The organism is Shewanella sp. Shew256 (assembly GCF_002196695.1).
Taxonomy (GTDB): domain Bacteria; phylum Pseudomonadota; class Gammaproteobacteria; order Enterobacterales; family Shewanellaceae; genus Shewanella; species Shewanella mangrovisoli.
Genome location: NZ_NAJR01000001.1, coordinates 398,715 through 417,644 on the forward strand (window position 1 = coordinate 398,715; position 18,930 = coordinate 417,644).

General features: G+C 48.8%; 19 protein-coding genes. 11 read left to right on the forward strand and 8 right to left on the reverse strand.

Annotated elements, in window-relative coordinates; all coding sequences use genetic code 11:
* Positions 1-149 precede the first annotated feature (149 nt).
* The 3 genes from gluQRS to sfsA form a co-directional block, all read right to left on the reverse strand.
* Positions 150-1,046 carry a tRNA glutamyl-Q(34) synthetase GluQRS gene (gene gluQRS, locus B5P39_RS01690; RefSeq protein WP_088210396.1) on the reverse strand — a complete coding sequence of 299 codons (897 nt, stop codon included), beginning with the start codon at positions 1,044-1,046 and terminating at the stop codon, positions 150-152.
* A 138-nt stretch (positions 1,047-1,184) separates the two neighbouring features.
* A complete protein-coding gene (dksA, locus tag B5P39_RS01695; protein ID WP_011718198.1) occupies positions 1,185-1,628 on the reverse strand; it encodes an RNA polymerase-binding protein DksA in 444 nt (147 codons plus the stop codon).
* A 162-nt stretch (positions 1,629-1,790) separates the two neighbouring features.
* Positions 1,791-2,495: a DNA/RNA nuclease SfsA gene (gene sfsA, locus B5P39_RS01700; RefSeq protein WP_088210230.1), complete on the reverse strand. Its 705-nt coding sequence runs from the start codon at positions 2,493-2,495 to the stop codon at positions 1,791-1,793.
* Between the two features lie 231 nt (positions 2,496-2,726).
* On the opposite strand from sfsA, the gene pepB reads away from it, so the two are divergent.
* Both pepB and B5P39_RS01710 read left to right on the forward strand, forming a co-directional pair.
* Positions 2,727-4,019 (forward strand): aminopeptidase PepB, encoded by a 1,293-nt coding sequence (pepB, locus tag B5P39_RS01705; RefSeq protein WP_088210231.1) that lies wholly within the window; start codon positions 2,727-2,729, stop codon positions 4,017-4,019.
* Between the two features lie 204 nt (positions 4,020-4,223).
* Positions 4,224-4,736 carry a GNAT family N-acetyltransferase gene (locus tag B5P39_RS01710; RefSeq protein ID WP_088210232.1) on the forward strand — a complete coding sequence of 171 codons (513 nt, stop codon included), beginning with the start codon at positions 4,224-4,226 and terminating at the stop codon, positions 4,734-4,736.
* Between the two features lie 424 nt (positions 4,737-5,160).
* On the opposite strand, the gene B5P39_RS01715 is transcribed toward B5P39_RS01710, so the two are convergent.
* The 3 genes from B5P39_RS01715 to B5P39_RS01725 all read right to left on the reverse strand — a co-directional run bounded on the left by B5P39_RS01715 (position 5,161) and on the right by B5P39_RS01725 (position 7,375).
* The gene (locus B5P39_RS01715) at positions 5,161-6,048 is read right to left on the reverse strand and encodes a phosphoribulokinase (protein ID WP_011621530.1); all 888 of its coding nucleotides are present in this window, start codon (positions 6,046-6,048) and stop codon (positions 5,161-5,163) included.
* Positions 6,049-6,136: 88 nt separating this feature from the next.
* Positions 6,137-6,382, reverse strand: a complete 246-nt coding sequence (locus tag B5P39_RS01720) for a YheU family protein (RefSeq protein WP_011718194.1) — start codon at positions 6,380-6,382, stop codon at positions 6,137-6,139.
* Between the two features lie 9 nt (positions 6,383-6,391).
* Entirely contained in the window at positions 6,392-7,375 is a 984-nt protein-coding gene (locus B5P39_RS01725; protein WP_088210233.1) for a hydrolase, read from the reverse strand.
* Positions 7,376-7,486: 111 nt separating this feature from the next.
* Here B5P39_RS01725 and B5P39_RS01730 point away from each other — a divergent pair, with 111 nt between their 5' ends.
* Genes B5P39_RS01730 through B5P39_RS01740 form a run of 3 tightly spaced genes read left to right on the forward strand, consistent with a single transcriptional unit; the run spans position 7,487 to position 10,064 of the window.
* Positions 7,487-7,993 (forward strand): TAT leader-containing periplasmic protein, encoded by a 507-nt coding sequence (locus B5P39_RS01730; RefSeq protein ID WP_088210234.1) that lies wholly within the window; start codon positions 7,487-7,489, stop codon positions 7,991-7,993.
* A gap of 46 nt (positions 7,994-8,039) precedes the next feature.
* Positions 8,040-9,641, forward strand: coding sequence for a GMC family oxidoreductase (locus B5P39_RS01735; protein ID WP_088210235.1), 1,602 nt, complete (start codon positions 8,040-8,042; stop codon positions 9,639-9,641).
* Positions 9,642-9,653: 12 nt separating this feature from the next.
* Entirely contained in the window at positions 9,654-10,064 is a 411-nt protein-coding gene (locus tag B5P39_RS01740; RefSeq protein ID WP_088210236.1) for a GFA family protein, read from the forward strand.
* Positions 10,065-10,075: 11 nt separating this feature from the next.
* On the opposite strand, the gene B5P39_RS01745 is transcribed toward B5P39_RS01740, so the two are convergent.
* Positions 10,076-10,537: a TIGR02444 family protein gene (locus B5P39_RS01745; RefSeq protein WP_088210237.1), complete on the reverse strand. Its 462-nt coding sequence runs from the start codon at positions 10,535-10,537 to the stop codon at positions 10,076-10,078.
* Between the two features lie 35 nt (positions 10,538-10,572).
* Positions 10,573-12,486, reverse strand: a complete 1,914-nt coding sequence (locus B5P39_RS01750; RefSeq protein WP_088210238.1) for an ABC transporter ATP-binding protein — start codon at positions 12,484-12,486, stop codon at positions 10,573-10,575.
* Between the two features lie 391 nt (positions 12,487-12,877).
* Here B5P39_RS01750 and B5P39_RS01755 point away from each other — a divergent pair, with 391 nt between their 5' ends.
* The 6 genes from B5P39_RS01755 to dbpA all read left to right on the forward strand — a co-directional run bounded on the left by B5P39_RS01755 (position 12,878) and on the right by dbpA (position 18,868).
* Positions 12,878-13,078 carry a YheV family putative zinc ribbon protein gene (locus B5P39_RS01755; RefSeq protein ID WP_011621538.1) on the forward strand — a complete coding sequence of 67 codons (201 nt, stop codon included), beginning with the start codon at positions 12,878-12,880 and terminating at the stop codon, positions 13,076-13,078.
* Between the two features lie 606 nt (positions 13,079-13,684).
* A complete protein-coding gene (locus B5P39_RS01760) occupies positions 13,685-14,353 on the forward strand; it encodes a hypothetical protein (protein ID WP_088210239.1) in 669 nt (222 codons plus the stop codon).
* A gap of 68 nt (positions 14,354-14,421) precedes the next feature.
* A complete protein-coding gene (locus B5P39_RS01765) occupies positions 14,422-14,604 on the forward strand; it encodes a hypothetical protein (RefSeq protein WP_023266713.1) in 183 nt (60 codons plus the stop codon).
* Complete coding sequence (locus B5P39_RS01770) at positions 14,597-15,655, forward strand: LPO_1073/Vpar_1526 family protein (RefSeq protein ID WP_088210240.1); 1,059 nt, start codon at positions 14,597-14,599, stop codon at positions 15,653-15,655. Before B5P39_RS01765 ends, B5P39_RS01770 begins: the two co-directional genes overlap by 8 nt.
* A gap of 562 nt (positions 15,656-16,217) precedes the next feature.
* Entirely contained in the window at positions 16,218-17,075 is an 858-nt protein-coding gene (locus B5P39_RS01775; protein WP_088210241.1) for a pirin family protein, read from the forward strand.
* 416 nt (positions 17,076-17,491) lie between these two features.
* The gene (gene dbpA / locus B5P39_RS01780) at positions 17,492-18,868 is read left to right on the forward strand and encodes an ATP-dependent RNA helicase DbpA (RefSeq protein WP_088210242.1); all 1,377 of its coding nucleotides are present in this window, start codon (positions 17,492-17,494) and stop codon (positions 18,866-18,868) included.
* Positions 18,869-18,930 lie beyond the last annotated feature (62 nt).

The following is an 18,930-nucleotide window of genomic DNA, read 5'->3' on the forward strand; positions in this document are numbered from 1 at the left end:
CACCTCGGAATGTATCTGTTATGTGATTAAAAATCTGGCGGCTATGATATACCAATTGCGCACCGATGGGTATATCGCGATTTTTGAGCTATGCCACGACTTAGCACTGCTAAAACGATGCTTTTTGGCCGCAACTCGCCCTAAGGGGATTAAGGTGCTATCAAGATTTCCCGCTGCTTAGGAATGGCCGACAGTTGAAACTGCGCCAACGCTTGGGCCAGCATTTGCGGCGCCGTTGTCGGCTCCACTGGCGCTTGGCCTAAAAAGCTGAGGGCGGCATTAAGGCTTGCCTGCGGATGCTGTTTATCGATAGCCTGTGCATGGTTTTGTTTCGACAGCTTAAATCCCGGCGTCAAACAGGCTAAGGGTAAGTGCAGCCACTGCGGCGCGCTTAGGCCAAAGGTTTGATACAGGCTTAATTGGCGGCAACTGGCTTCGATTAGATCGTAACCGCGTACCACTTCGGTAATGCCTTGATAGGCGTCATCCAGCACTACAGCGAGTTGATAGGCATACAGGCCATCGCTGCGTTTGATAATAAAATCTTCGGCGGCAAAGGCATGGTCCACTACGACTTTTCCCATCAGATTATCGCTAAATTCGGCTACTTGTTGTCGATTTACAATGCGAATTGCGCCCGATTGATGCGGCGTGGCTAACTGATGACAGCGACCATCGTAAATCCCGCCCATGGCTTGGATCTGTTTGCGACTACACTGGCAAAAGTAGGCGTTATCTTCGGCGAGTAACTCGTCGAGCTTGGCTTGATAGGCCTCGGTGCGTGCACTCTGGTACAGCACAGTGTCATCCCATTCGAAACCGTAGGCCTCTAAGGTTCGTAAAATATCATCGGCTGCGCCTGCGACTTCCCTCGGAGGATCAATATCTTCAACGCGAATTAACCACTTTCCCCCCAATGAGCGTGCCCGCAGATAACTGCCAAGGGCGGCGATCAGTGAGCCAAAGTGCAGCGCGCCCGAGGGCGAAGGGGCAAAACGGCCAACATAGGGATGTAAAGCAGGAGTGGTGGAAGAGTGAGTCGCCATCATAGAAATGTGCAGGAATAACCAGTCAAAGTGGCTGTATTTTAGAGGGATACAAATAAAAAAGCGAAGTGAAACGAAGGATGTTCATGCAAGACGCATAAACAAGTAGGCGGGGAAATCCCCGCCCGAGATGGCCGATTAACCCGCCATTTGCTTCTCTTTGATCTCTGCAAGCGTTTTACAGTCGATACATTGATCGGCCGTTGGACGCGCTTCGAGACGGCGAATACCAATTTCGATACCGCAGGTTTCACAGAAGCCAAAATCGTCTTCTTCGATTTTTTGCAGGGTTTTCTCGATCTTCTTGATCAGTTTACGTTCTCTGTCACGGGCACGCAGTTCGAGACTGAACTCTTCTTCTTGCGCTGCACGGTCTACAGGATCAGGAAAGTTTGCTGCTTCGTCCTGCATGTGACTCAGAGTACGGTCGACTTCCTCACGCAACTGATTGCGCCAAGCTTCAAGAATGATCTTGAAGTGACCCAGTTGCTTAGCGTTCATATACTCCTCACCTGGCTTTTCCTGGTAGGGACTTACACCTGCGATAGCGAGTACGCCAAGTTTTTTGGTGCCTTCAGGCATAACGCATCTCCTGTCATCATTTGCGTTGTAGGGCGTCCTTAAGAACGGCCGCTATCTATATCAGAATCTTCACATTGAGGCAAATTTTTCATTTCACCTTGGCAGAATTTTTTGATTGCCTTCGCTAATTGAAATGAAAATGCATTTTACTGAATCTTAACATCATACTCGGACTGGACAAGCGTGGGCTAGATGTATCTCACTCGCAGAAATCTCACAGCGATAAGCTAAGACTTCTACTCCCGATAAAACAGCCTTTTTCAATAGGTTAGCATATTCAGGGTCGATATGTGCCGCGGGAGCCACACTGTGGATGTCTGTGTGTTGCACCACAAATAGCAAGACGGCTCTATGACCAAGGCTGGCCATGTGCATTAATTCTCGCAGATGTTTTTGGCCGCGAAGACTCACAGTATCGGGGAAATAACCTTGGCCATCCTCAAGCAAAGTACAACTTTTGACTTCAATATAGCAGGCGGGTTTTTGAGCAGCCTCAAGCAAGATATCGATGCGGCTATTTTCATCGCCGTACTTCACTTCGCGACTTAAGCTGTCGTAGCCGGTGAGTTCGGTGATGGCACTTTTATTAAGCGCCTCCTCGACTAGGGCGTTGGCATTGCCCGAATGAATGCCAATAAGGCCGCCCGTTGGCGTGGTCATTAACTCCCATGTATGGGCATATTTACGTTTAGGATTATTAGACGTGGAAAACCACACGGTTTCACCGGGGAACAGGCAGTTACGCATTGAGCCGGTATTGGGGCAATGCAGGGTGATTTCAGTGCCGTCTTCGAGTTGAACATCGGCGAGAAAACGTTTGTAGCGTTTAAGTAGCTTTCCCGATTTCAGTGCTGGACTAAAGTGCATGCTATAACCTGTAGCGAGGTGATTTGGGCGCCCAAGACTAACAAATTTCGCAAATGTTTACAGATTTTACCTCGGTAACTTAGGCCGATGGCTTTCAGTCCTTGCCTGCTAGCAGTAAACTGCCGCCAACCCCGTTGTACTTTGTATACCCCAAAAGCCTGAGGATGCAGGATCTCTCACCTTAACTTGCATGGGTATAAGCGTAAGAACAAATTAAAATAAGGACCCCTCATGAGTGAACTTAAAGTGACTGAAGTGATGAGAGTTGAGTTAACCAAAGATACCCCTGCCGCCCATTGGGGCAAAGCCGATGTGACCTTCAATGCCGAAGGCGCATTAGTCCACTTAGGTGGTGGCGATGAGCTGCGCCAAATTCAAATGGCGGCGCGTAAATTACGTAATCAGGGGATTAGCACTGTTGCCTTAGCGGGCGCTCTTTGGGATCTGAATAGCCAATGGGTCTTCGCCCAAGGTTTTGCTACCGCTAAACCCGGCTATAAGATCCAATGGTGTGGCGATGACGCTGTGCAAGCCGAGTTACAACGTCGCTTAGAGGTCGCGACATTTGCCCGTCAACTGATCAACGACACCCCTGAAAATCTGTCGCCAGTGAAACTGGCGCAGCAAGCAGCCAAATGGTTAGTCGATATCGGTGGTGCTAAGGTGAGCTACCGTATTATTGAAGGTGAAGCATTATTAGAAGAGCAGTGGATTGGGATCCATGCCGTAGGCCGTGGCAGTGAGCGTCCACCAGCGATGTTAGAGCTAGACTTTAACCCGCTGTCAGCCGATGCCCCAGTATCTGTTGCCTTAGTCGGTAAAGGGATTACCTTCGACTCAGGTGGTTACAGCATTAAAGCCTCTGAAGGCATGCTGGGTATGAAGTGCGATATGGGCGGCGCCGCCACTGTGACCGCCGCTTTAGGTTTAGCGATTAAATCGGGTCTGAACAAACGCGTTAAGTTATTCCTCTGCTGCGCAGAAAACCTGATCAGCGGTCGTGCCTATAAGTTGGGTGATATTCTTACCTATAAAAATGGTGTGACAGTTGAAGTGGTTAACACCGATGCCGAAGGGCGCTTAGTGTTGGCCGATGGTCTGCAAGCGGCTTCTGCGACGGGGGCTCCTTTTATTATCGATGCGGCAACCTTAACCGGCGCAGCGGTGATGGCGGTAGGCTCTAACTACAACGCAATTTTCTCGCCACAGACTGAAGTGTTACAACTTGCGCAGCAAAAGGCCTCGACTGTGGCCGAGCGTGTATGGCCATTGCCACTGGATCCTTGGCACAAAGACATGTGTCCATCTGCCTATGCTGACACCGCAAACAGCCGCCCTGTAAAAGGCGGTGGTGCTGGCGGCGCTTCGAATGCGGCGGGCTTCCTGTGGCGTTTCGTTTCGCCAGAAGCCAAATGGTTACACGTGGATTTAGCGGCGGCCTTCGAAGATTCAGCTTCTGCACTATGGGGCGCTGGCGCGACCACCCATGGCGTGCTGACCATCAGTGAGCTGATTAAAGGCTAAGTTTGCCTTCGCGACTGAGTTTGCCTTTGCGGCTCAGCTTACGAGTAACGCTTTTTATTGTGTTAAAACCGCCTACGGGCGGTTTTTTATTGCATAAAATTAACGCATGGGCTGTATGAGTCTTTAGATGTTTGTTTTATGATTCAATCTATTAGCGGTTGGCTATGGTTATGGATATGGCTAGGGCAATTTATCGGAAAGACTATGCTAAGGATACGTAAAGCGACGCAATTAGATGCCAAGGCCTGCTGGGATATTCGCAATGCGGCGATTAATAAAGGCTGCGCCGGATTTTATTCTCAAGATGACTTACAGATTTGGACTCAGGGTGAATTGACTGAATCTTTTCGTCGTATGGTGGGCGCGCATTTTTATGTGGCTGAAATCCTCAATGAGACAACCCAAGAACCGACGGTGGTGGGCACCATCATGCTGGATGAACCCTATGCTCAGGTCGAGGCGCTGTTCGTTTCTCCCGAGGCGATGGGCTTCGGTGTTGGCAGGTCGTTACTGCAATTTATTGAAACAAAAGCCTTTAATTTAGGCCTTGCCCAATTGCGATTAGAGTCGACCTTAAATGCGGTCGAATTTTATCGCCATTGCGGTTTTGGTGGTGAAGGCCTAGAGGAAGACGCCGTCTATTGCTCACCCCGCGGCATCGCCTTGGATTGTCGGGTGATGTATAAAAACTTAGGACGATTAACTGCTCGCCGTTAGCTGAGCACAATTGAAAATCTGGGGTGATAAAGTTTCGAAGGATTATAGATGTGGAATTAATAGCTTAGACTTAACGCAAGATGGGGTTGATGGCATATCTAAGGGAATCAACAGACCTAGCATTAAAGTGGAATTCACTTCTAGAACTTGTTTGGAGGGTTGCTGACATACTCAAGGGAATCAACAGATCAAGCATTGAGGTAGAATTAACTGCTAAGACTTAACGCAAGATGGGGTTGCTGGCATACCCAAGGGAATCAACAGATCAAGATGGGGGAATTAACTCCCAAGAGTATGCCAACTATCGTTCTTTCGCCTGAAATCCCGATGCCAATAAGATTAACTTCAATGGCTTAAATCAAGCTTAATCTATTGCTCAAAAAGGCTTTATTTCATTAGCCTTTAGTCAAACGTTCACTCTATCTCAATTCGCCTGAGGGCTATTAAGCTGCTGGCGTTTTTCCATTAAATCTTTAATCAGTGGTGTGAGGATCAGCTCCATAGCTAGGGACATTTTGCCGCCCGGCACCACTAAGGTGTTGACCCGTGACATAAAGGAGCCTTGGATCATGCTCAAATAATAGGGGAAGTCGACGTTGTTGATGCCGCGAAAACGGATCACCACAAAGCTTTCATCTAGGCTTGGAATATCTTTGGCGCTAAAGGGGTTAGAGGTATCGACCGTCGGCACCCGTTGGAAGTTGATATGGGTACGGGAAAACTGCGGTGTCATATGCTTAATGTAATCGTCCATGCTGCGCACAATCGAGCCCATGACTTTTTCGCGGCTATGGCCTCGCTCCGAGGTATCACGAATGATTTTTTGGATCCACTCTAAGTTGACGATAGGCACCATGCCAATCAGCAAATCCACATGCTGTGCCACGTTGGCATCGCCCGTGACTACACCGCCATGTAAGCCTTCGTAATACAACATATCGGTGTTTTCTGGCAGTGGGCGCCATTGGGTGAAGGTGCCCGGCATTTGGTTAAAGGGCACAGCTTCATCGAAGGTATGTAAATAGCTGCGGGTTTCGCCTTGGCCCGTGGCGCCGTAATCACGAAAGCATTGCTCTAGGCGGGCAAAGTTATTGGCCTCGGGGCCAAAGTAACTCAGGTTGCGATTCTCGGCCTGGGATTTGCGGATCATCACTTCCATCTCTGCACGGGTAAAGTGATGAAAACTATCGCCTTCTACAAAGGCGGCATTAATCCCTAGCTGGCGAAAGATATGGCTAAAGGCGGTAGTAGTAGTGGTGGTTCCTGCGCCGGATGAGCCTGTAACTGCAATAATCGGATGTTTTGCTGACATTTTTTCTACCTAGCTAGGAACCTAAAGAGCCGCCCATTTGGAGCGATAAACCGTATAAGCTATTTATACGGCACAGGGATACTGGTGGTCAATCTTGCCGTTTGGCCACTTGGTCTGCGTGGCGAATGGCAAAGGATTCATCGTCCTCGCTGTATTCCAAGACGAGTTTTCCTTGTTTAAGTGCTTGTTGGCATTGCGCTATTGCCGCTGATAGCTCTTGCTCATCTAGGCTGGTAAAACTACCATCCTCCACTTGGCCTAACAGATATTCGCGGATCAAATTGGCTAACGTCTCTTTGGGGAGCTGGAGTAAAGCATCGTAGGGGATAAGCATTCGGGTTCCTTAAGGTGCCGATAAAGCATCATTGGCGAGTAAAAAGTCTAAAATGCGCCGCTCTAGATAATAGCGTGGCTTCCAAGGCGTACCACCCTCAATAAAACCGACATGGCCGCCATGGGCATGTAATTCATATTCCACATGCTCGGAAAGCTGGCTGGAATGCGGGATAACGGCATCCGTCATAAAGGGATCGTCCTTGGCGTGTAAGATCAGCGTCGGCTTAGTAATGCACTTGATAAAGGGGAGGCCGCTGGCGCGGGTGTAGTAATCTTCAACACCCAAAAATCCATGGAGTGGTGCGGTGACTTTATCGTCAAAGTCATAAAAAGTATTGAGATGAGCAACTTGCATTGGACTCAATGCCATCGCACCCGCCAGATCGGGGTCAGCGAGTTTTTGATTGACCTTATGTTGTAACTGTTTGATTAAATGGCTTTGATACACTTTTGAGAAACCACTTTCTAAGCGTTTGGCGCAGGCCGATAATTGCAGCGGCGCCGACACAACCACGGCGCGACTCAACAGGCTATGCTCTTGATATTCGCCTTGATATTTGGTCAGCACATTGCCACCTAAGCTGTAACCCACGGCCAATAAAGGTGATTGCGGATACGTTTGTTGCAGCAGGCTTAGGCTAAACTGCAAATCGTCGGTATCGCCACTGTGATAACTGCGGGCGAGGCGATTGGTTTCCCCTGAGCAGCTTCTGTGGTGGTGAACCACAGCCGCTAACCCTTGCTCTTTACAGGCTTGCAGAATGCGTCTGGCATAATGGGACTGGGCACTGCCCTCTAACCCATGAATGATGACCACAATGGGTTTGCCGATTTCTGGCCTTGCTTGCCAATCTAAATCGATAAAATCGCCGTCGGGAAGCTCGAGTCGCTGCCGCTCAAGCACAGGTTTGGCCACTTTAGTAAATACGGGCAGAATAGTTTGTACATGGGGACTTTTGGCCCACCAAGGCGGATTAAAAACGTTTGGCATGGGATCTTATCTTGATATCAACTATTGCTGAAAATTAAAACGTGTGTTTAATTTAGATTCGCGGTCATTGTAGCACAATAATTTAACACTAAGCGTCTTGGGGAGACATTGATGAATAGACGTACCTTTTTACTGGGCGCGTTTGCCGGTACGGCGGCGATTGCCTTGGGGGTGAATCTCTACTCTCCCGAATTCAGCCTCCCCGATGAAGGCGAAGGAAAAGACTACCGTTTGTTATTCGGTGTGCTGTTACCTGTGATGCTCGATGGGGCCTTGCCCGATGTGGCAACCCATAAGTTGGCGGCGCAAAATCGCACCTTAGATGCCATTAAGCACTCGATTGATGTCTTGCCCGACGAGCAGCAGACTGAACTATTCGAACTGCTGGATATGCTGGAAAATCGTCTCGGTTTACTGCTACTTACCTCGAATATGACGCCGCTGCTGATGCGTTCACCCAGCGAATTAACGCAAATGCTGGAAACCTGGCGCCACAGCTACTTTGCATTATTGCAAACAGCTTATTTAGGCCTGCGGGAATTAGTGATGGCCAGTTATTACGCCTGTCCTGAGCATTGGAGCCGACTCCACTACGCCAAGCCTGAATTGTTCAAATAGGCTGAATTTATAATAATAACAATAATGTAAGAATGGAGTGTTCCAAGTGGCAATCATAGATCCCATAGTGACAGGCTTAAATTCCGGTTGGTTACATACCGACGCCAGTCAACTGCAAGAGAACCAGCAATTTGAAGCCGATGTGGTAATTGTGGGCACGGGCGCAGGCGGCGGTGTGGCGGCGGAAATCCTTACCCAAGCTGGACTCAGTGTGATCATGATTGAAGCGGGGCCGCTTAAATCCTCCAGTGACTTTAATATGGAGGAGCGAGTCGCTTACCCGAATTTGTATCAACAGGCGGCCGCGATGAAAACCGCCGATAAGGCGATTGGGATTTTTCAAGGTCGTGCCGTGGGCGGCTCGACCACCATCAATTGGACCACCTCCATTCGTACCCCGAAGGAAGCCTTAGCCTTTTGGGCGCAGCATAAATCCGTTGCCGGACTCGATCCCGAGGCCCTTGCCCCTTGGTTCGAACAGATGGAGCACCGGCTCAATATTCATGAATGGAATTATGAACCTAACCGCAATAATGGCGCCCTCAAGCAAGGCTGTATCAATCTAGATTGGGATTACACCGTCATTAAGCGCAATGTGGCGGGCTGTTGGAATACTGGCTATTGCGGTATGGGCTGCCCGGTTAATGCTAAGCAGTCGATGCTAGTCACGACGATCCCGACCGCATTAGAGAAGGGCGCGCAGCTTGTTAGCCGTGCCAAAGTCATTAAGATTGAACACCATAATGGGCAAGTGTTTGCCCTCAAGGCGCAGGCGCTCGATGTTAATTTACGGCCGACCTCGGTCGAGCTGTTATTTAAAGCCAAACACTATATTTTAAGCGCTGGCGCTATCCACACGCCGACCTTGATGATGCGCTCCGAGGTGCCCGATCCCTATCAGCTGTTGGGTAAGCGTACCTTTTTACATCCCACAGTGCTCTCGGGTGGCGTATTTGCCGATGCGATTAATGCCCACAGCGGCGCGCCGCAATCTATCTATTCCGATGAATTTGTTTGGAAAAATGGCGCCGATGGCGAGTTAGGCTACAAGCTTGAGGTGCCGCCTGTGCATCCGATTTTGATTGCCTCTAAGACGATAGGTTACGGCGTGAGCCATGCCGAATTGATGGCACAGTTTAATCAGCTACAGGTCACTATCGCCTTGATCCGTGACGGTTATCATCCCGATAGCCAAGGTGGGCAAGTGCATCTCACCTCGACGGGCTTTGCCTTGGATTACCTGCTCTCCGAGGCCTTTTGGCGTGCGGCGCGGCGGGCGTATGCCAGCATGGCCGAACTGCAATTCTCAGCGGGGGCATTAAAAGTGCTGCCCATCAGTGATGGTATGCCCTATCTGTCATCATGGAAGGAGGCAAAAGAGAGCATTGCGCAAATGGATTTAGCACCGCTGCGCACAGTCGTTGCCTCGGCGCACGTGATGGGCGGTTGCCCCTTTGGTGAGGATGAAAAGCTCTCTATGGTCAATAGCTATGGTCAGTCACATTATCTGGATAATCTGTCGGTGATGGACGGCTCAATCTTCCCGACCAGTCTCGGGGCCAATCCGCAGCTGTCTATTTATGGCATTACCGCGCGCAATGCTACGGCGCTGGCACAAAAGCTCACCGATGGCCGAGAGTCGCAATAGCGCGGAGCCTGTATGCAATCTATAGAACCCTTGGAGGGTGGCTGTTTATGTGGGGCGATTCGTTATCGGATTGAGGGTAAGCCCTTCGACGCCGATTATTGCCATTGCCGCATGTGCCAAAAAAGCATTGGGGCCGTGTTTGGTGCTTGGATGGATTTTAAGCTGCAGCAGGTGACTTGGGTTAAGGGGCAAGTGACTGAGTTTGCTTCATCTGAATGTGTGAGACGCGGTTTTTGTGCCCACTGCGGCTGCTCGCTGACCTACAGGCACACTGAGTATCCCGACTATCTCACCCTGACGATTGCAAGCTTAGACGATCCGAATTTAGTGCAGCCTAATTACCATATTTATACCGATGAGCAACCAAGTTGGCTCAAGATTGAGGATAACTGCCTACGCTATCCTCAGGGGCGTACTAAGTAATGTTCGGTCTATTAAGGCGCGATAAAATTCAGCGAATTTACATCGGCTGCGGATAGGCCAAATAGGGCGAGGTAATTGACCAGATTGGTTTGTTGGCCTGTCGGCGATAACCCATTGACGGCATTTAGAATCGTGCGCTGCGCCTTACGTTCCATCATCAGCTCAACATCGAGCATCTGCTGGTATTCTTCCTCATTCAGGCTTGCCTTAGCGAGACGGCGCAGACGACGATAGGGCGTGAGAAACTTTTCATTCCAATCCCAAACCGCATTGACCAGCTGCTGCCACTGCTCGGTCGAATATTCCCGCGGGCCCGCCACATCGCTGGTGAGATCTAAATACTGCGCCAGCAGTAAGAGATTCACATTCACTTGGCAGTTATCCTGTAGCTCGAGGCAAAGCTGCTTATTTTGCCCGTAGCTCATATCACACCAATGCCAAATTTGACTGTCTAGCGGGGTTGCATCCGACATACTGTTTCCTTGTACGTTAGGCGATAAAGGGTCAATTACTGACCCATCAGCTCAAGTTCCATTGCATCAATTTCTTCTTGCAGCTCAAGCCATTGCATTTCACTTTCTTCTAGCGTTTGTGTCAAGCTGGTGCGCTCACTGAGTACCGACGTGAGTTTGGCTTTATTGTCCTGATCATAGAGCTCGCTATCGGCGAGCAGATGCTCTAGCTCGGCGAGCCGTTCACTAAGCTTTTGCTGATCGGTTTCAAGCTTCGCCTGCTTGCGTTTAAGTGGCGACACCTTTTGGCGCAGCTCTGCCTCTAACCGCTTTTGCTGTTTCTTATCGACGGCGGGCTTGGCATCGTCACCATTAGCGGTGGAATTTGCACTGGCGGCCTTAGCGGCATCGAGTAACCATTGGTGGTAATCCTCTAAATCGCCATCGAAGGCCTGCACTTGGCCTTGATCAACCAGATAGTAATCGCTACAGGTTAAGCGCAGTAAGTGACGGTCGTGCGATACAATAACCATTGCGCCTTCAAAGGTTTGCAATGCCATAGTAAGTGCATGGCGCATTTCTAAATCTAAGTGGTTGGTCGGTTCGTCGAGCAGTAATAGGTTAGGGCGCTGCCACACTAATAAGGCCAACACTAAACGCGCTTTCTCGCCCCCCGAGAAGGGACGAACTGGCGAGAGCGCCATATCGCCATGGAAGCCAAAACCACCGAGGAAGTTACGTAATTCCTGCTCACGAGCATTTGGCGCGAGGCGCACCAGATGTTGCAGCGGCGTATCGTCTAGGCGTAAAAATTCGATTTGGTGCTGGGCAAAGTAACCGATATTCAGGCCGGGATTTGGCTCATACAATCCGGTCATCGGTGACAGTTGTCCCGATAACAGTTTGATTAGTGTCGATTTACCCGCGCCGTTACGCCCTAAGAGGCCAATACGGGCACCGGGGACTAAGTTCAAATGTACTTTGCTAAGGATTTGCTTGTCGCCATAACCTACAGCCACTTGCTCCATTTTTATCAATGGATTGGGCAGAGCTTCTGGCGGGCGAAACTCCATATAAAACGGGCTATCGGCCTGGGATGGCAATAGCTCAGTCATCCGCTCCAGCGCCTTTAAGCGGCTCTGCGCTTGCTTGGCTTTACTGGCCTTGTAGCGGAAGCGGTCGACGAAGGACTGCATATGCGCCCGTTCTTTTTGTTGGCGCTCATAGGCGACCTGTTGCTGCGCCATACGTTCGGCACGGATGCGCTCAAAGGCACTGTAGTTGCCTTTGTAATAATTGAGTTTTTGATTCTCGACATGGACGATTTCATCGACAATCTCGTCGATAAAATCCCTATCGTGGCTGATTAAAATCAGCGTGCCTTGATAGGACTTAATCCACCCTTCGAGCCAGTACATGGTATCTAAGTCTAAGTGGTTGGTCGGTTCGTCGAGCAGCAGTAAGTCGGAGCGGCACAGCAGCGCTTGGGCAAGGTTGAGGCGCATCCGCCAACCGCCCGAAAAGCTTTTCACTGGGTTGTTTTGCTCGGCTTCGCTAAAGCCTAAACCTGCCAGCAAAGCACCTGCGCGGGCACGAATGGCGTAGCCGCCAATGGCATCGATTTTTCCGTGCAGGGTGGCAATGGCGTGGCCATCATTATGTTCCTGCGCGATATGCAAATCGGCCTCAAGCTGGCGATATTCTTTATCACCATCAAGTACATACTCAAGTGCAGAGACTTCCAGCGCGGGCGTTTCTTGAGCTACGGTGGCGATTTGCCACCCCGAAGGCATACTAAACTCGCCTTTGTCTAAGCTTAGGTGACCCATAATTAATGCCAGCAGTGAGGACTTACCCGTGCCATTGGCGCCGACTAGGCCGACCTTATGGCCGGGATAGATGGTCAAAGAGGCTTCGTCGAGCAGGGTTTTGCTGCCACGGATTAATTGCGCTTGGTTGATGCTGATCATTAACTACAACTTGGTCATATCATGAATGAGTAAGGGCTGTGATGATAGCGTACAAGCCGATGGCAAACCACAACTTAGGCCGAGTTGCTGAGGATTTCTTACACTTTTTACTGCATCTTTTTGGCGAATGTGGTGGCGGCTTTTAGGGCGCTCTTATGATGAGTGCCAATGCGAGTGTACGGCTGATTTGGCAAATCCTTCTTGAGTGAATCCCACAAGATGCTAACGCCTGCTCATATCTTATGGCATCACAACTTGGTTTAAAGGCTGGCAATAGCTGGGCACTGTGGCAAAATAGCGGCCAATTTCAGGCTCACGCTTTGGTGTTCTCAAGCGAAGCGTAGTCATCTTCTGATCCAACTGAGCTGGTCTGTGCATTAAAGGTATTAGCATGACAACCAAAATCAAAAAGCGCTTCGTAGCTGGCGCAAAATGCCCAAAATGTGGCGCCAAGGACAGCATTCTGCTGTTTAAAGAAAACGGTATCGAAACCGTAGAATGTACCGACTGTGATTACCGCGAACAACAAACCGATGTGAAAGTCACCGAAAAAGCCACAGGTGCCGTGATAGGGGTGTTTAAGCCTGACTAGGCTTGGTGTTGCTTTGCCTGTTAGTTGGATTTCAAAAGTCTCTCCAACTCGCTGTACAGGATTGTCATTGTTTCCCCTGTGACACGCCATAAACTCCTACCTGAGGGCTCGACGGCGGCATCCATGCCGCCAACGGTCACAGTTGCAACAATGACAATCTTAACGATTATTGTACTGCTCATCTGGCTAAATGCTTTTGCCCCATTCCGTGTTTCGGCTCGTTAGCTCAATCGAAAATACCCACACCTGCTGCCATACATATTCTTATCTATTTGCCTATGTTTGGCCTTACCAGAAATAGGCTAACAATGTATGGGTATACAGTCGTATTTAAATTTAGGTGTTTTGGTATGATTTTGAGACAAAATCACTGCGCACTAATTCCATCCGCAATAAATAAAACTCTATAAAATCAGGTGAATATAGTAACTGAATTTTAGTTAATAGGTTTGGAAAACGCGCATGCGCGTTTTTCCAGATGGTGTATTTGGCAGAAAGCTGATAACTTCTTTGCATACAGATAGTTAACTGTGTGCGTTTTCACTGGTCTAACAAGGTAAACGCGCATGCGCACGAATAAAATGTTATGCATCTTAAGGAGTAATCGTGGCATTCACGGATGAAACAAAACACGCAATTGAAAGTTACATTGACGGGCACCTAGCCGACTGGGACTGGCACAAGGATCGATTCGATTTTATTTCTGACGATGTTTTGAGAGACAGGCTTGCTGACGAGTTCATGTCAACACGCTATGTCTATAAGCTGCTCGAAGGAATGTCGGCGGACTCATGGCTTTTGCGTGCTCAAATACGTCTGCAAGTTCTCTCTTATGCCTCGATATATGAAGCGGTAATTCATCATATTTTGTTCGATGATCTAGCTTCTAACTCCGAAGTTCAGTCACTTACTGAGTTTAAAACGAAAAAAGTAATCGCTATTCCTTCGTCAAAGATGGCCCAATTGCAGGCTGCTTTAGAGCATGATGGGAAAGATATAATTCCAACATATGAGGGAATAGGCAGAACAGATACTACAAAAGTTAGATTCGACAAAAAGGCCGAGTGCGCTGAAAAGCTCGGGTTAATCGAAGAGTGGCTCAAAGATGAAATAATCGAATTTTATGAAGCTAGGAATGCAATACATATTCATGCAGAAATCAGGAAGAGCCTTGAGTATCAACTGGACTTATCAAAAAGAGCTTATAGGCGCATGGAGCCATTTATTGACCAAATCAGAAGCAACTTGCCAAAAGTGGTGGCCAACAATGCATAACAAGGCGCTCAAGCAAGGACGCAGCAAGCTGCGCCGCTTAGCTTGGCGTTATGCATAAGGAGAGCTAAATGCAGTGGATAATAGATAACAAAGAATGGGTGTTTAGTGGTATCGGCGTGTTTGTTCTCAGCTTGATAGGTGCTTTTATCTTTAAAGGAAAAAGCACAACCAGTCAGACCCAGAAATCTGGAAAGAACTCTAAAAACTATCAAGCTGCGGGCGACATTAACATCGGTACTAAAAATGATTAAGGATAAGGTTCAAAAACAAGAGTCAGGAGATGACTCTACAAATCTTCAGGCGCAATCAATTACCATCAATCAAGGTATTACCTACTCAGACGCCAAAGAGATTGCTCTTGATGTGTATAAAGCTAATTTCCTACAGCTGTCGCAAGATGCTGCGCAAGTGGCAAGAAAAAGAGCTGAAGAGCTAACAGATGATTTTCTTCAAAAGTTACAACAAGAAAACGAGTCTGCAATAGAGTCAATGAATGAGCCATCTATGCAAGCTGCGTTATACGAGGCTCAAAAACAGTATGCAAAGACTGGTGACAAGGACTTAGAAGGGTTGCTTGTTGATATTTTGGTTGAACGAGCAGCCACACCTATGAGAAATATCCATCAAATTGTATTAGATGAAGCGCTTGAAGTTGCAGCAAAACTGACAGCGGAACAAATGGATGCTCTGACAATAAACTTCCTCATAACTCGAACATCCAACGGATCTTTGACAAATCTCCCTGCTATTCCAAATTACATTAAAACGCATTTGGTTCCATTCATAGCTAATCTCAGTAGCGAGAGCTCATGCTATGAGCATCTAGAGTACGTTGGCTGTGGCTCTCTTATGCATATGGGAGGGTTAAAGCCCATCGAGAAAATATATCAAGAAGTCTATGGTGGACTATTTTCTAAAGGCTTTGATCGCGAGCGCCTAGAAAATGACATTGCAACTCCTGACAGCTATCCACAGCTGATTACTAATTGCCTACATGATTCAAGTTTGCTTCAAGTAAATGCGATAAACGTTGGTGTAATCGACCAAATATCTGAGAGTCAAAATATTTCGGCAGATGTAAAACAGAAATTCGTAAACCTATTCAATTCCACCCTGATGAATCCTCAGGAAATTAAAGACTATCTTGTTAAAGTATCACCTGAAATAGAACCGCTGTTTAAGCTTTGGGGTAAGTCTGGATTATCCAAGCTAGGCCTTACAACAGTGGGCATTGCAATCGCTCAGGCTAATTTCCGAAGAAAGACAGGCATAAAACTAGACCTATCAATTTGGATCAAGTAGATGCATAACAAAGCCATCAACTACGCGCCTTCGGCGCCGGACTCAGCAAAGCTGCGCCGGTTATGGCGGCGTTATCGCCATATAAATTTTTATCCGAAATTCACCTGATGCACCCGACGTCCTAACATGCTTTTGTCCCAAAGTATGCTGCGTAAGGCTTTTAAATCTACAGGTTACGCTATATCCAAAAAGGTGAGCCATGGTGATTAGCGAGACGACCGTCCGCCCCATGGATGGGGCGGTCGAGCATCCACGGACGGACTTGAACAACATCCTTGTTTAAAGGCCAGTTCGCCATCCATGGCTCTCGTTCATAAGCACAGAAACCCTAGGTTTCCATTCACCGTGACTGTGAGTGAACATCATGGCAAGCATGTATTCATGGGCATCAGCAGCCTACCGTTCCATTTTTTCGAATGTTTAGACCGTGATTTCGCGTTATTCATTTGCAAATTTCCTTGTTATTCTGCCTCCATCAGCATTGCCACTGTTTGACTCAGTCACTTCTAACCCAAGTGATCGTGAGTACACAGGCTAATGCCTTATGAGTTAGGAGCATAAAATGAAAGTCTTAGGTCAGTTTTCTGCTAAACCTGCGATGGATGGTGACGGGGTGAATATTCGCCGTGTGGCGGACTTTGTTACCACCCATTTTGATCCGTTTTTGATGATGGATGAGATTAAATCCGATGATAAACAGGATTTTATCGGTGGCTTTCCGCCGCATCCGCACCGTGGAATGGAGACCTTTACTTACATCCGCAAGGGCGGGTTTGAGCATCGCGATCAGATGGGTAACGTCAAAGCGATTCGTGCTGGCGATGTGCAGTGGATGAGCACGGGTTACGGTGTGGTGCATTCCGAAATGCCGCTGGCCGATGCGCTTAATGGTCTGCATGGCTTCCAAATTTGGGTCAATATGCCTGCCAAAGACAAACTGCGCCCCGCGACTTATCAGGATACGGCTTCAACCCCTAGCGTTGAAACCACGAACGACACAGGCGCCACCCTTAAAGCCTTGGCGGGGGATTGGGGATTTGCGGGTAAGAGCGCGACCAGTGCCACCATTCAAGGATTAGCGGGCGAGGCGGCGATTGCCGACTTGATGATTAACGCCAATGGTGAGGCTCAGCTCGATTTATCTAAGCATGAGTTTGCCGCTCTCTATCTTTACCAAGGTGGCTTGAGTAAGGGCGAAGGCTCACAGTGGTCATTCAATGAAGGCGAGTTTTTAGTGCTCGATAGCCAAACGCCATTGCAGCTCAAGGCCGATGAACGCGGTGCGGGCATGTTACTGTTTGTAGGTAAACCTATTCGCGAAAAAATCGTTCAAATGGGGCCGTTTGTGATGAACACCCAAGCGGAAATTCAGCAGGCGATTCGCGATTATCAAGAGGGGCGTTTTGGCAGCATTGCTTAAATCTCCCTTGCTTTAACTATTGACTCCTGCTTGAAAAACACTGTTAGTTCAGACCTTGTTTTTCCGTAAGTCACACCCACTAAGCCCTGCCAATGCAGGGCTTTTTGTTGGCGCACTTCTTATTAATGACTCTCTTTAAAGTAGGCAATAAAGCCTGCTTTGGGGGTTAAGAGAAAGACTTCAGGAAAAGGGCGCGCTTTATTGCTACAATAGCCGAGCTTTGGGATGGTGCGGATAAGACTGAGCACGGCAAGTTGCCAACTTAGACTGATTGCACGAATGGCTAAACGCCCCGAAGCGATAAGCGTATTTAATCAGTAACACTATGCAATTTCAGTGACTTGCCTGAGTTTATGCCAGCGCGGGTTACCCACCACAGGATATTCGCCTTGAGCAATTCAGACACTCAGCCTTCAATGGCTTTCTCGACTCTTAAGCTAAAACCCGAACTGCTTGAGAACCTTACCACTATGGGCTATCACGAAATGACGCCGATTCAGGCGCAGAGTCTGCCAGCCATTTTAGCGGGCGAGGATGTGATTGGTCAGGGTAAGACTGGCTCGGGTAAAACGGCGGCCTTCGGTTTAGGTCTGTTGAACAAGTTAGATGTGAAGCGTTTTCGCATTCAAACCTTAGTGCTGTGTCCAACCCGCGAACTGGCTGACCAAGTGGCGCAGGAGATCCGCACACTGGCACGTGGTATCCACAACGTAAAAGTGCTTACCCTCTGTGGCGGCGTGCCCATGGGGCCGCAAATTGGTTCGCTCGAGCATGGCGCCCACATTATCGTCGGAACGCCAGGGCGGATTGTCGATCACTTAGAACGTAACCGTTTAGATTTAAGCAACTTAAGTATGCTCGTCTTGGACGAAGCCGACCGTATGCTGGAAATGGGCTTTCAGCCACAGCTCGATGCGATTATCGAGCAGTCGCCACGCGAGCGCCAAACCCTGCTGTTTAGTGCGACCTTCCCCGAGCAAATTCAGTCGATTGCTAAGCAAATTATGTACGACCCAGTGATGGTGAAAGTGGCCGTGACCCACGAAAAGAGCACCATCGAGCAGCATTTCTACCACTTGGATGACGACAAGGCGCGCATGCAGGCGCTGCAATTATTGCTGCTGGATCGTAAGCCCGAGAGCGCCGTGGTGTTTTGTAATACCAAGCGCGAAACCCAAAAAGTGGCCGATGAACTAAGTGATGCTGGCTTTAGCGTTATCGCCCTACATGGGGATTTAGAACAGCGCGACCGGGATGAAACCCTGCTGCAATTTGCCAACAAGAGTGCCTGTGTGTTGGTGGCGACCGACGTGGCTGCCCGTGGTTTAGATATCGATGCACTGGACGCGGTATTTAACTACCACGTGGCCTATGATACCGAAGTGCATATTCACCGTATTGGCCGTACCGGCCGTGCGGGCAGTAAGGGCGCAGCCTTTACCTTCTTTGACGATCAAGACGGCTACAAGATTGCCCTGTTAGAAGAGTATTTAGAGCGTGATATTCAGAGCGAAGCCTTGCCATCATTAAGTTTGCTCGGCACAGCGCCCAATGCGCCAACCATGATCACCCTGCAAATCGATGGCGGTAAAAAAGAGAAGCTTCGCCCCGGCGATATCCTCGGTGCCCTCACGGGAGAGAATGGTATCGAAGGCTCGCAGGTCGGCAAAATCCTTGTAACCGACTACCGTGCCTATGTGGCGGTGAATCGCAAAGTCGCTAAAAAGGCGCTGAGCAAAATCACCAGCGGCCGCATTAAAGGTAAATCCTACCGCGCGTGGTTAATGAAATAACCCGCAGTTCAGTGATTAAAAAGCGAAGCCAAATGGCTTCGCTTTTTGGTTTATGGCCTGGG